Here is a 14,160-nt window from a genome sequence, read left to right as displayed (position 1 = left end):
AACGATTTCCAGTCTCCGCCCATCGCCGATCGCGCCAACTGTCGATTTCGACCAGGACGGCGTGCAGCACGGTTTCCTGCGCCTGCCCTACAGCCGCGACGACTCGGCCTGGGGTTCGGTGATGATCCCGATCTGCGTCATCCGCAACGGCAGTGGGCAGACTGCCTTGCTCACGGGCGGCAACCATGGCGACGAGTATGAGGGGCCGCTGGCACTTTACGATCTCGCCCGCACACTCGATCCCAAACGGGTCAGCGGCACGGTGATCATCGTGCCGGCGATGAACTATCCGGCCTTCCGCGCCGGTACCCGGACGTCGCCGATCGACAAGGGCAACATGAACCGCGCTTTCCCTGGCAGGCCGGACGGCACGGTGACGGAAAAGATCGCAGACTATTTCCAGCGCGAATTGCTTCCGCGTGCCGACCTCGTCTTCGACTTCCACTCCGGCGGCAGGACGCTGGATTTCGTGCCGTTCTGCGCCGCGCACACTTTGCCCGACAAGGCACAGGAGCAGAAAGCCTTCGACGCGGTCGCGGCGTTCTCCGCACCGTTCTCGATGCGCATGATCGAGATCGACTCGGTCGGCATGTACGACACGGCGGCTGAGGAAATGGGCAAGGTCTTCGTCAGCACCGAGCTTGGCGGCGGCGGCACCTCGCGCGCGCAAACCGTGCGGATTGCGCGGCGCGGTATCAGCAATGTCCTGCGTCATGCCGGCATCGTTGCTGGGGCGGTCGAGAAGACTCGAACCCAGTGGCTCGACATGCCGTCAGGCGATTGCTTCTCCTTCGCCGAGGATGACGGCATGATCGAAACCATGGTCGATCTTGGCGAGCCAGTCACGGAAGGCGCGGTGCTGGCGCGCATCCATTCCACCGGCCGCACCGGCATCGCTCCTCAGGAAATCAAAGCGAAAATGTCCGGCATGCTGGCGGCGCGTCATTTCCCCGGCCTGGTCAAAGCCGGTGACTGTGCCGCGGTGATTGGCGCTCTGGTCTCGTGATGTTCGGAGTGAGCTAAATCAAATGACCAGCGTGTGTGCTTGTATCAGAGCGCGTCGTAGACGGCGTCGATCACGGCCTTGCGGCGTGGATCGAGGTCGTCGAAACCGAGCATACGATTGGTGACATAGCCGAACCCTACACCGGCGGTGGGATCGGCAAAGCCGATGGCGCCGCCCCAGCCGCTGTGTCCGAACGTTTGCGGCGACGCGCGCCCGGCGTAGGTGGGATCCTCCATCTGATAGCCGGCGGCGAAGGCTGTCGGCAACGCGAAGCTGTCGTCCATGCCGCGAATGCGAGGTCTTGCTGCTTCTTCGACTGCGGCAGGGCCGATCAGAGGCTTGCCCTCCCACACGCCGCCGGCCGCCATCATACCGTAGATACGGGCCAGTGTGTGGGCAGTCGACTGGCCATTGCCGCCCGGCACCTCGGCGGCGCGCCAGGCGCGATCGTTGGGCGCCGTTGCCCGGGGTGCCGGATTATTCGATGCGTGGGGAAAGGGCGAGGCGCGGACAAACTCGACCCAGTCCGAAGTTTTTGAACCTTCAATCATCTCGGCGACCCTGGGGTCCTCACTGGCCGGCAGACCGACATGAAAATCGGCGCCGAGCGGGCCGGCGATCTCTTCCGCGATGAAGCGGCCCACGCTTCGCCCGTCGACACGTCGCAGCACTTCGCCAGCGAGGTGGCCATAAGTGAGAGCATGATAGACACAGCGGCTGCCGGGCTCCCACAGGGGCGACATTGCGGCAAGCGCGTCGACAAAGGGCGTCCACGCCAACAGCCCTGCCTCGTCCATCGGCACGGCGAGACCGTTCAGCCCGGCCTGATGCGACATCACCTGATCGAGCGTGATGCGCTCCTTGCCGCCTGCCGCGAATTCCGGCCAATAATGCGCAACTGGGGTGGCATAATCGAGCTTGCCGCGCTCCACCAACATGGCGATGGCCAAGGCCACAACGCCCTTGGTGCAGGACCAGACATTGACCAGCGTGTCTTGCCGCCACGCGCGGTTGCGCGCGGCATCGGCGTGGCCGCCCCATAGATCAACGACGGTCCTGCCATGGACCACGACCGACACGCCGCCGCCAAGCTCGAGTCCTTGGTCGAAAGACCTGCCAAACGCCTCGCGCACGCCTGCAAAGCGCGGATCGCAGGTACCATCTATGTTCATGCGCGAATTCTCATTCGGTAGGAGATCGTCGACGCGACGCAGTTTCAGTGGCTGCCCATGGATTGGCAACCAAGCTCTGGCAACCGGCACAGAGACATGGTGCCGCAGTCAGTCCCGAGGGCAGTGGCGTGCCTACCAACACGACCTTGCCACCCATGGCATCGATCGCACGGCGGGTGACGAGCGCGTCTTCCTTGAGAGATACGGGCGGATTCTGGACGACGCTGACGGTGCAGCCATCCTTTGTGAGGATGTCGTAGACGCCCTTCCATTCCGACACCGTCAATTTCGCATTAAGGATATTGTGCATCCTTGTAGATATAAGATATCCTTAATTGGCGAACTGGAAATTTCTTCCGCCATAAGAGACAGACGTAGGCCTTCTGTCGAAATAGCAGGCAATCTCGATGCCCTGCCCAACGGACTACCCAGGAGCGATGAGACTTGCACCACAACATCGGCTTGTCCAAGGTAGGTGCAACGACGAACCTAGCTGTCTTTGCTCGCCGATTTGACCGGAAGGTTACCGCACGATGCCACTCATGAATCGACGATTGGGAGCCAAGACTCTGGCGCGCCCGGCACGACGTCTCGGAGACCTGGCTGCGATGTTTGTCCTGATTGCCAGGCTGCTCGTCTTTGGGATCGCCCTTTTGTCGGCTGCTCAGGCATATGCACAAACGCCGGCGGCCGCCCCACCTGAAAGGGTCAATCAGTTGTTCGAGCTTCTCGACGATCCGTCGGTGAAGGCCTGGGTGGCCGAACAACGAAATCAGGATAGCGGGTCAACGAAGACACCTGCCGGGGCGGGCGCTCCGCCGGCCGACACGTCGGGCGACACCGCGGCTGTGCCAGGCCAGATGAACACGATGGCCTCCTCGACGCTCGATCGGATCAAACATCATATTGAAAAGATCGTGCGAACCTTGCCCTCGCTGCCGGGCCAGTTTGCGCGCGTCCGGGCCAATACCATGGACGATATGTCCAACAAGGGGCCTGCCAGCATATTGGTGCTGGTCGCGATCTTCATCGCCGCTGGCCTGGCGCTCACCTGGGCAACGTACAAGCTCACCCGTCCATTTCGTCTTTGGATCATCGCACAGCCGAAGGATACGCCCGTCGGGCGGGCCAAGAAGATTGGCGGTCGCACGCTATATTCCAGCATGATGATCGTCTCGTTCGCGCTGGGCAGCGCCGGCGCATTCATGCTGTTCGAGTGGCCGGGGTTGATCCGCGAGATTGTGCTGACATTTCTGATTGCCGCGGTCTTTACCTGGGGTGTGCGCCTGTACGTCATGGCCATGCTCGTCCCCTCCTTTATGGAGGTCGAGCACGCCGCCGAGGTTCGTGCCCTGCCGATCACCAACGAGACTGCTGACCATTGGGCCTATTGGCTACCCCGGATTGTCGGGTTTTTCGCCTTCGTCTTCGCCGCCTTTATCCTCTTGCCGGGTCTAGGCATCGATCAGGACGGAATGACGGTCCTGTCCGTGGTCGCCGATTTCCTGCTGCTGTCGCTCGTGCTGATTGCCGTCTGGCGTCGGCCAAGAATCCAACGGGACGGCGCCCGCCAAAGTGGCCACACGGCAACGACATGGCTGTTGACTGCCTATTTCGTCGCTCTGTTCCTGCAGCGCATAGCCGGCCTTTACACCTTGTTCTGGTTCACCTTCACCGCATTCTTCCTGCCCATGGCAATCGTTCTGACCGAGCGCGGGGTTAACTTCATCCTGCGGCCGGGTTCGGAAGAAGCTGGCCGGCCAACGATCCCGGCGGTGACGATCGCAGCCATCGACCGCGGAATCCGGATGATTTTTATTCTGGCGGCGGCTTACTTTCTCGCGCGTGTCCTGGGCCTGGACATGCAATCCATGCGGGACGGCGATACGATCACCACGCTGATATTGCGCGGCTTGATCAATGTCGTGGTCATCGCGCTTGCCGCCGATTTCGGCTGGTCGATCATCAAGGCCTTGATCGAACGAAAGCTGGGCATCGAGATGCCGCAGGCGGCAATGGGCGACGAGGAAGTCCCGACCCTCGACCCGCAGCAGGCGCGGTTGCGCACGCTTTTGCCGATCATCCAGAACATCCTGCTCGCGGTGATCGTCGTGATGGCGGTGCTGATGATGCTCGCCTCGATCGGTATCCAGATCGGCCCGCTGATCGCCGGCGCCGGCGTCGTCGGCGTCGCCGTGGGTTTTGGCGCACAAACCATCGTCAAGGACGTCATCTCGGGCGTGTTTTATCTGTTAGACGATGCTTTTCGTGTCGGCGAATACATTTCATCAGGCAGCTACAAGGGTACAGTGGAAAGCTTTTCGCTGCGCTCGGTGAAGCTGCGCCACCATCGTGGTCCGCTGTTCACGATACCGTTCGGTGAACTCGGGGCAGTCCAGAACCAGAGCCGTGACTGGGTTATCGACAAGTTCAACATCACCGTCGGCTATGACACCGATATCGACTTCGCCCGCAAGCTGATCAAGCGAATCGGCCTCGAACTGGCTGAAGATCCCGAGTTCAAAAACTGGGTGCTCGACCCGATCAAGATGCAGGGCGTACAGGAGTTCGGCGAGTACGGCATCGTCTTGAGGGTCAAGGCCATGACCAGACCCGGAGGCGCTTTCGGCATGAAACGCAAATTCTATGTGCGCCTGCGCCAGGTCTTCAAGGAACAGGGCATCGAGCTGCCATTTCCGACCGTCCACGTCCAGGGGCTGCAGGACCCACATGGAGCAGAAAATGCACCATTGGAGATCACACCCGAGTTGCAAATGGCCGTCGCGCAGTCGCATACTAATCGACGCAGAAAAAAAGCGAGCACAACGGAGTAGGAGAGCTATGACACCCCGCCAATGGCGCGGCTTTCCGCCTGGACGTCGTCAACTCGAGGGTCGCAGGCCGTGGAAACACACATATGTGGTCGGCGCCCAATCAGAGTGCAGCCAGGCGTCTTTGTGCTATTTTTGCTACATTTCGTAAACTTTGTGACTTGAGCCCACGGTTTTAGTGACCGCTAAATTGTAAATCTGTAGACAATCATGCTTGGGTTGCAGCGCTTGGAATAAGGTGCAGGGGGAATGTTGGGGTGGTCAAAATGAATTCGACAACTATGTCGGCCATAGGCAAGCGCCTTGGCCTGCTGACAACGGTTGCCATATTGAGCTGCGGAAACGCTCACGCGCTCACTCTCAAGGAGGCGATGGCGGTCGCGGTGGAGTCCAATCCCGAGATTGGCCAAGCAATCGAGAATCGTGAAGCAATCGAATTCGAACTGCGCCAGGCGAAGGGGCTTTATCTTCCCAGCGTTGACCTGGAAGCGTCAGCGGGGGCTCGCCGCCTCGACAATCCGGACAGGCGCTCGCTTTCCATCGAGAACGACACGCTCTATCCAGCTGAAACCGACCTCACGGTTACGCAGACGCTCTACGACAGCGGTGCAAGGCGCGCCGAACTGAACCGCCAGGCCTCGCGCGTCGACGGCGCGTCGTTCCGGGTTCTGGAACGGTCCGAATTCATCGGGCTCTCGGTTGTCCAGGATTACCTCGAAGCCATGTTGCAGGCCTCGATCGTTGTCGAAGCAAAGAAAAACCTCGGATTCCATCAGGGAATTCTCGGCGACATCCGGCAAGGCATTGCCGGCGGCGCACTGAACGAGGCCGATCGGCAGCAGGCCGAGGAGCGGCTGTTCGCCGCCAAGGCCCGTATGCAGGAAGCCACCGAGGAACTCGAGGCAGCAAAGATCCGGTTCTTCAAGACTGTCGGAAAGCCGCTGACCAGTGCCTCGAGGCCGGGCGATGTGTCCGCCGCGCTGCCGAGATCGCTTGATGAAGCAATCGGGCTGGCACGACAGAACAATCCGCGCGTGCATATGGCCAACAGCGATATCGACGCCGCGGCTTCCCTCGTGGATGCCGCACGGGCAAAATTCGGGCCCTCGATTACCGCCGAAGGCGTCGCCCGGGCAGGATCCGACATCGATGGCAGTGATGGCGACACGAGCGACCTTCAGGCAAGGGTCGTGCTGCGCTGGAACCTTTATCGCGGCGGCATCGACAAGGCTAACGAACAAGAACAGGTTCGCCGCACCAGCGAGCAGCGCCTTGTCCTGCACCAGGTCCTGCGCGAGATCGAGGAAGCCGTCCGCACGTCATGGGATCGACGCTTCCGGCAGGCCGACCTGGCCAAGACGCTGAAGCTTCAGGCTGCCGCCAACGAAAAATTGGTGGCGTCCTATCGCGAGCAGTTCAAGGTCGGACAACGCTCGCTGCTCGACGTGCTTGACGCGCAGAACACGCGGTTCAACACAGCAACGCTTGCTGACACCGCGTCCTACGCGTCGCTTTTCGCCCAGTACCGACTGCTGGCGGCAACCGGACAATTGCTGAAGACCATGGACCTTCAACCGGCCAAACAGGCAACCGCCTACGCCAAGGCCGAGTTCAACGCGCCGGAAACGGCCGACACCGAAACCTATGCACGCACGCCGTCGGAGCAGAAGAACGATCTGCCTTTCGACATCCTCGCGCCGGTAAGGAAAAAGTAGTAAGGCCAAGGTCTAACGACAGTCCTGCGGGCGGATCGTGAACCCACAACCTAAAATCCTGTCCCCGAAGGAGGCCTTCAAGGCCTGCTTTTCGGCTGTTGCCGGCTACCTGGGCAGGCCGAGTGCCGAGACCGTGCTGTTTGCCGGCGTGCCGCTGTCGGATACCCGAATCGATATCGACGCCATTCGGCATCTTGCCGAACGCGTCGGTCTTGAAATCACGGAGTTCAGCCATCGCGATTTTCTTCGCGGACGCATCGACCTCCCCGCCATCCTGTTTCGCGTCAGCCAATTGCCGGTTGCGCTGCTTGCCGAGACAGAGGACGATGGATTTACGACCGCTCCCCAGGAGGACGGTCGCACAACCATCAGCAAATCCGAACTTGCCGGAAGCTACATAAGCGGCGGGGTTTCCTTCTCGATTACCTATGCCAACGCGGTCGAGGGGATGAGCGTCGGTTCGGCGGCCAGGATTGAGCGGCGACATTGGTTGACCGGAACGATGGGGCCATTCTGGCGCACCTATTCGAAGGTCATCCTGTCAGCGGTATTCATCAATCTGCTGGCTCTTGCCTCACCGATCTTCACCATGAATGTCTACGACAGGATCTTGCCAAACAAGGCGATATCGACGCTTTGGGTGCTGTCGATCGGGATCGGCGCGGTCATTCTGTTCGACCTGCTCTTGAAGACCGCCAGAGCGTCGCTGATCGACTATGCCGGGCGCAAGGCCGATCTTCGCATCTCCTATATGCTGTTCGAGAAGGTGCTGAACTCGTCCTTGTCGGCACGGCCCGGCTCAACCGGCGAATATGCAAATCGGGTGACGCAGTACGAGTTCGTACGCGAGTTTTTCACGTCGAACACCATCAGCGTCTTCATCGACACGGCATTCGTCTTCGTCTTTCTTCTTGTCATCTATGCGATAGGCGGCTGGCTGGTCATCATACCGGCCATTGCCTTTGTCGCCTCCGTGATCGTCGGGCTGATCACGCAACGGCGTATCGGCAAGCGCGTTGCCGCTTCCATGAACGAGGCTTCGCAACGCCAGGCTCTGCTGGTCGAATCCATCTCCACGCTGGAGACGATCAAGTCGCTGCGGGCAGAGGCATACCTTCTGCGAAAATGGGCAGAGCATTCCAAGAACGCATCCAACACGTCCGAGAAGATAAAGCAGCTTTCGGCTGCCGCCGGCAACATCACGCAGGCCATCCAGCAGATGGTGACCGTCGCCTTGATCGTGGCCGGCGCCTATGCCTTTTCGGAAGGGCATGTCTCCACCGGCGCCATCATCGGCACCGTCATGCTGGCGGGCCGGGCGGTGGCTCCGCTTGGGCAGATCGCCATCACCTTGTCCAGACTTCGTCAGGCAATGCTCTCCTTGCGGATCGTCAACTCGATCATGGCGCAGCCGGAGGATCGGCCGGACACGGTTGGTTTCGTCAACCGCCCCATTCGCAACGGCGCGATGGCGTTCAGGAATGTCGGCTTTGTCTATCCGGGTTCCGAAAACGAAGTTCTGACCGGCGTGAATTTCTCGGTGAAGCCCGGTGAGCGGATCGGCATCATCGGCCGCATAGGCTCGGGAAAGACGACCATGGGGCGGCTGATCGGCAGGCTCTTCCTGCCGACCACCGGCGAGCTGCTGGTGGACGGGATCGACATCCGCCAATACCACCCGTCGGAGGTTCGCGCCGCAGTCGGTATCGTCGCGCAGGCCAACGATCTGTTTTCAGGCACCATCAAGGAAAATCTCCTGATGGCGTGTCCGGAGGCGACCGATGAACAGATCGTCGAAGCGGCCAAGGCTGCCGGCGTCGACGATTTCGTCTCCCGCCATCCGCGCGGCTACGACATGAATGTCGGCGAGCGCGGCACCAATCTCTCGGGCGGCCAGAGGCAGACTATGGCAATTGCCCGCCTGTTGCTGACCAAACCGAAAATCGTCTTCCTGGACGAGCCGTCCGGCTCGATGGATCTGGCTTCCGAGCGCCAGCTGATCAAGCAGCTCAAGGTGGCCTTCGATCGCAGCACGACGCTGATCGTTTCGACGCACCGCTTCAGCATGCTCGAGTTGGCCGACCGCCTGATTGTCATCGAGCAGGGCAAGATCGTTGCCGATGGACCGAAAGACCAAGTGATACAGGCGCTGCAGAGAACGAGCGCCTGATAGAAACAGACTTGTTGAGTGCATTTAATACGTTAGGGCATGGACAATGCTTGCCAGGGAAGACCGCCCGCCGTTTTTTGCGTCGGTGTCGATATTCATCATCGGAGCGCTTTTTGCGAGTTCGGTCGCCTGGGCGTCCTTTGCCGAGGTCGATGAAATCGCACGCGGCGACGGCAAGATCATACCGGCGTCGAAGACCCAGATCATCCAGGCCAGCGAGCCTGGCGTCGTTCAGGAAATCGCGGTGACGATCGGGCAGATCGTCAAGAAGAACGACCTCATCATTCGTCTCGACAACACCTTCAACACCTCCAGCCTAGGCGAACAGCAGGCCAAGGCGCGGGCGCTGCAGACGCGCATTGCGCGGCTCAAGTTCGAACAGACCGGCACTCTCGAGGGCGCGTTTCCCTGCCCGTCGGAGATCCAGAAGGCGGCGCCGGAAATCTGCGACAACGAACAGAAGCTGCTCATCGCGCGCCGCGACAACTTCGAAGTCAAGCTCTCGGTTCTCAAGTCGCGACTCGATCAGCGCGAAAAGGAACTGGACGAAGCCAACGCCAATGCCGATCGCCTCACCAAGAATCTGGTCGTCAGCGACCAGGAGGCGAAGCTGGTCGAAGCGATGGTCAAGAAGGGCCTGATGGCGCGAACCGAGCAGCTGCGCGTCGAGCGCGAGCAGACCGAGCTCAATGGCCAGCTGGCACTCGCCGGAGAAACCATCAAGAAAGCCAAGTCGGCCATCACGGAAGCCCAGCTTCAGGTCGATGAACTCGGCCTGCAGCTGCAACAGGAAGCGCTCAGCGATCTCACGCAGGCACTGGCTGACCTATCGGTGGTGGATGAGACGATACGCGGTGCCACCGACAAGGTGGCGCGCACCGACATCCGCTCGCCTGTCGACGGTATCGTCAACACGCTCGACATCAACACGGTCGGCGCCTTCGTCCAGCCCGGCGCAGTCGTTGCGGGAATCGTGCCGACCTCAGAGACCCTGCTGGTCGAAGCGCGGGTTTCACCGCGAGACGTCGCCTTCATCCGGCCGGGGCAGGATGCACTGATCAAGGTGACCGCCTATGACTTCTCGATCTTCGGCGGCATCGAAGGCAAGGTCTCGAACATCACCGCCGACAGCCTGGTCGACCAGAAGACCGGCGAACCCTATTATCAGGTTCGCGTCGCCACCGACAAATCGACGCTGACACGCGACGGCAAGACCTATTCGATCATCCCCGGCATGATCTGTTCGGTCGACATCAAGACCGGACGCAAGACGATCCTCACCTACCTGATGAAGCCGATCAACAAGGCGCGCGAGGAGGCGATGAGTGAGCGGTAGCGCGATCTCTCCTCCTGCCGATCGCGACCGGCTGCTGCCACCGCTGGCGGCAGAGGATTTCGGGCTGGAGTTTCGGGTTGTGGCGCGTGGCGGAACGCGCCGCGGCATTCGTCTGGAGAGGGCGTTCTGGACCTCGCTGAAGCAAATGGCAGAAAGTCGGAAATGCACGATCGGCATGCTGATCGAAGAGATCGCCGAGAGCCACGCCAACACCGGAAACCTGACATCGGCAATCCGAGTGGCCTGCATGCGTGGACTAGCCGACCAGAACCTCACCTTGCAGAGGCTGGCGTCGATCAAGACCATCAACGCCATTCTGGTCGCCTGCCCCTCGCCGGCCTTTGCCCTGTCCTCGTCGAAGAAGATCCTGACGTTCAATGCGCAGTTCCAGCAACTGGTGCGTCGTCAATTGCCGGCGGCGCCGAACGAGGACGCGCGCCACGACCTCAAGCTGGCGCTGGACCTCAATGTCGCCGACATATTCGCCAGGCTCGAGGCCAATGGCGAGACGCCGGTCGCCACCGGTTTCGTCATCGGCGCCGGTGACCGTCGCTACCGGGGTCAACTGAACGCGGCGCGCGCGCCGGTGCTCGAGCCGGAACTGCTGATGGCGTTCGTCTTCGGCGGCTAATGCATGTCGAGCAAAAGTGACCTCGGTTTTGCGAGAACGACATACATCAAGCAATGACCTAGAGAGCGTCGTGTGAATCCGTTTTCACGCGACGCGCTTTAGGGCGCCGAAGACACCGTGACGGCATACTTACTGCTGCAGACCTTCGCCCGGCGCGACCGTTGAAAGGCCGCCCTTGATATCGGCTATTTGCGCAGAGCCGGTCTTCGCACCATGGATCCATGCGCGGTCGGTGCTGAACGAATACAGCGGCACGTAGCTCGGCAGATCGCTGTCGCGCGAAACGACATTGCTCAGGCTGTCGAGAATGAAGACGCCGCTGCCGGTGCTGACCGACAGCACGGCATGAAAGAATCCGCGCTTGCGATCCTGCAAGACAACCAGCGACATGCTCTGAGCCGGGATGCCCGCATGCAGCAGCGCGGCCATCTTGAGGATGGCAAAATCCTCGCAGTCCCCTGCCCGCCGCTCGAGGATTTCCGAAGGCTTGGCCCAGTAGTCGAGCTTGCCGTAAACCACGCTGTCCTTCTTGTAGGCGATGGCGCGATTTATACTTGAGTTGACGAAGGACAGCTTGTCGATAAAGCGCTTGTCCCGGGCTGCCTCGACGATCCCGGCAAAGGTGCTGTTCTTGCGCTCGCATGCACTGCCCGCGGTGCACTCGACAATTGCCCTGTACACAGGCGCCCAGCGCGCCGAGACCGGGAAATTGCGCATCGACAGGGCAACCGAACCGAACACGCCGGGAATGATCGCCGCCGTCTGGATCGGGTCGATCCCTGCGTCGTCCCGCACGATCGAAGGACCGCGCTTTTCATCAACGGTAACAGGACCATAGCTGCCGAGGACCATGCCGACCCTGTAGGCTGAAACGGGCTGCCAGGGTTGCGGCCGAGCCAGTGAAACGCCGCCGAGACTGGGCGGGGCTTCGACCCTCGCCAGCATTCCAGCGACAGCGCGGTTGTTCTCGGCAACGGCGCTTGCGGAGGATGGATGCGGCAGGCTTGCGATGCCCATTGCCAGCAGGAGCAGCTTGAGCCCGGTTATCGCCAGGGTAGATTTTTCTTTTTTCATAACGCCCACCTTTGACTGTGGACGCTACCCATCTTGTCTCAAATTACTGGAAAGGAAGGTAGATAAATTTCGGAAAAACCGGAACATCTATTTTGCGTAAAATTTTATTCAAATTTATACTTTTGTCTACCAGATCATCCCAACGGAGGGATATCAAACGGACAATGGTTCAACCAACGTATATCAGGTTATATGTTTGGGATTTACCACGTATAAAAAATGCCGAGACAGGCATATCGGAATATATGAAATCGGTTGTGGGATAGTTGCAAAGCAGAGGCCGTCACTGTCTCTTTCCGGGAAATACCGAAGGGGTTTGGTTATGACGAACAATAACGAATTGGACACCGTCTCGAATTCTTGGAACCAGCACTCTCCCGCTGACCATGACGGCTCGCCATCGCAGGCGGGAACGCAGGTAGCGCAGGCCGCTCAGGCAGCACCCGCCGAGCCCGTACCGGTCGATGTCGGCAGCGGCGCGCCCGTCAAACAAGATGCACCTGCGGAGGCGAAGGCACCGGCGACAGCTGCGCCCCACGAATACGTGGCCGACGCCAGCAACGTGGTAAAGCTTCCGGCCAACGTCTCGATCGACAACATCAAGGTCGACGGCCACAACCTCGTACTCGAACAGGCTGATGGCTCGGTGATCGTGATCAAGGATGGCGCGCTCAACGTGCCGACCTTCATCATCGGTGACGTCGAGGTGCCGCGTGTTGCCTTGCTGGCAGCGCTTGAAGCAAGCCATGTCGATGTCGCCTTCGGTGCCGATGGTTCCATATCGGCCGGTCCGGGCGGTCCGAACCCAAGTGCGGGCGCAGACTTTTCAGTCCCCCCCGGCGGCATCGGCGACGGGTTTGGACTTTCGGCGCTGTTGCCGCCCACGGCTTTGGCGTTCGGCCAGCCGGATAATCGCGAGCTGTTTCCGAGCCTGCGGCCGGATTCCACACCGTCGATCATGGACCTTACGCCTTCCGTCGGTGGCGGCGATACCATCGTCAATGAAAAGGGCCTGCCGGCAAGCTCCGGCTCGGAAGGCTCGGGCGAGGCGCAGGATTCTTCGCCCAACACCGACCAGTCTGAGATCAACACCGGCACCTTCACCATTTCCTCCCCCGACGGTGTCGGCTCGCTGACCATCGCCGGCCAGGTGATTTCGGGCGCTGCCCTTGCCAACAGCGTATCGACGCCGATCGACATCATCACGCCGCTCGGCAACACGCTGACCGTCAACGGCTACAACCCGACCACAGGCCAGGTGAGCTACAGCTATACGCTCGTCCATAGTGCGACTCACCCCGACGCGGGAACAGATTCCATCTTCGACGACATGACGGTGACGGTTACCGACACCGACGGAGACGTGTCCCTTCCGGGCACGCTGTCCGTCCAGATCACCGACGACGTGCCGACGGCGATCGCCGACACCGACGCGGTGCCTTCGGGCTCGTTCGCCTCGGTCGCCGGCAATGTGATCACCGGTGTGGGCAGTGACGGCAATGCCGCAGGCGCCGATACCCAGGGCGCCGATGGCGCTGCCGTGGTTGGTGTTGCCGCCGGCGACACCAATACCGACGCCACCGGCTCGCTCGGCGTCCAGGTCCAGGGCCTCTACGGCAAGCTGACGCTGGCCGCCGACGGCACCTACAGCTACGTTCGCGATGCCGGCTCGCCCGGCGGCGTCAACGATGTCTTCACCTACACCCTAAAGGACGGCGACGGCGACACCTCGCACACCACGCTGACCATCTCGATCGGCGACAGCGGTGTCACGACCACGGTTCCGGCGGCAGGTGCTGCGGGCGCGCTGGTCTCGGAAGTCGGCCTGCCGCCGCATGCCGGCCTGCCGGCCGGCTCCGGCGAGAGCGCTGACGGCCTGCCCAACAACAACTCCAACACCTCCGAGACGACAGCGGGTTCGATCACCTATACGGCGCCGGACGGTCCGGCGACGGTGACCATCGGCGGCGTCGCGGTGGCCTCGGTCGGCCAGGTCTTTGCCGGCGCCTTCGGCACGCTGACCATCACCAGCATCGCCGCCGGCTCGGTCGGCTACTCCTATACGCTGACCACCAACACCGCCGGCAACACCACCCATGACGACTTCGCAGTCGTCGTCACCGACCAGGACGGCGATCACAACGACAAGACGCTGACCATCAACATCACCGACGACGTGCCGACGGCGATCGCCGACACCGACGCGGTGCCTTCGGGCTCGTTCG

9 protein-coding genes are annotated in these 14,160 nt (G+C 61.0%); 7 read left to right on the top strand and 2 right to left on the bottom strand.

Features of this window, described 5'->3' with window-relative positions:
- The first annotated feature begins 4 nt into the window (after positions 1–4).
- Positions 5–1,006: a N(2)-acetyl-L-2,4-diaminobutanoate deacetylase DoeB gene (gene doeB, locus ACWGTO_RS03735; protein WP_454573959.1), complete on the top strand. Its 1,002-nt coding sequence runs from the start codon at positions 5–7 to the stop codon at positions 1,004–1,006.
- 44 nt (positions 1,007–1,050) lie between these two features.
- Here doeB and ACWGTO_RS03730 read toward each other — a convergent pair whose 3' ends face one another.
- Positions 1,051–2,178, bottom strand: coding sequence for a serine hydrolase domain-containing protein (locus tag ACWGTO_RS03730; RefSeq protein ID WP_454573521.1), 1,128 nt, complete (start codon positions 2,176–2,178; stop codon positions 1,051–1,053).
- Between the two features lie 608 nt (positions 2,179–2,786).
- Between ACWGTO_RS03730 and ACWGTO_RS03725 the strand changes: the two genes are divergently transcribed.
- From ACWGTO_RS03725 to ACWGTO_RS03705, 5 genes are all read left to right on the top strand, one after another.
- Positions 2,787–5,012 (top strand): mechanosensitive ion channel family protein, encoded by a 2,226-nt coding sequence (locus tag ACWGTO_RS03725; RefSeq protein WP_454573520.1) that lies wholly within the window; start codon positions 2,787–2,789, stop codon positions 5,010–5,012.
- A gap of 263 nt (positions 5,013–5,275) precedes the next feature.
- Positions 5,276–6,724, top strand: coding sequence for a TolC family protein (locus ACWGTO_RS03720; RefSeq protein ID WP_454573519.1), 1,449 nt, complete (start codon positions 5,276–5,278; stop codon positions 6,722–6,724).
- Positions 6,725–6,761: 37 nt separating this feature from the next.
- On the top strand, positions 6,762–8,894 hold the full coding sequence (locus ACWGTO_RS03715; protein ID WP_454573518.1) for a type I secretion system permease/ATPase: 2,133 nt from the start codon (positions 6,762–6,764) through the stop codon (positions 8,892–8,894).
- Positions 8,895–8,940: 46 nt separating this feature from the next.
- Positions 8,941–10,230, top strand: a complete 1,290-nt coding sequence (locus ACWGTO_RS03710; protein ID WP_454573517.1) for an HlyD family type I secretion periplasmic adaptor subunit — start codon at positions 8,941–8,943, stop codon at positions 10,228–10,230.
- Positions 10,220–10,861, top strand: coding sequence for a ribbon-helix-helix domain-containing protein (locus ACWGTO_RS03705; RefSeq protein ID WP_454573516.1), 642 nt, complete (start codon positions 10,220–10,222; stop codon positions 10,859–10,861). The genes ACWGTO_RS03710 and ACWGTO_RS03705 overlap by 11 nt, the downstream gene beginning before the upstream one ends.
- Positions 10,862–10,990: 129 nt before the next feature.
- On the opposite strand, the gene ACWGTO_RS03700 is transcribed toward ACWGTO_RS03705, so the two are convergent.
- Positions 10,991–11,935, bottom strand: coding sequence for a transglutaminase-like cysteine peptidase (locus tag ACWGTO_RS03700; RefSeq protein WP_454573515.1), 945 nt, complete (start codon positions 11,933–11,935; stop codon positions 10,991–10,993).
- A 322-nt stretch (positions 11,936–12,257) separates the two neighbouring features.
- Between ACWGTO_RS03700 and ACWGTO_RS03695 the strand changes: the two genes are divergently transcribed.
- Positions 12,258–14,160 (top strand): Ig-like domain-containing protein (locus tag ACWGTO_RS03695; protein ID WP_454573514.1); only part of this gene is annotated, 1,903 nt, incomplete at its 3' end.

The sequence above is a fragment of the Mesorhizobium sp. PL10 genome (assembly GCF_053714315.1).
This window is presented reverse-complemented; position numbering and strand designations above follow the sequence as displayed.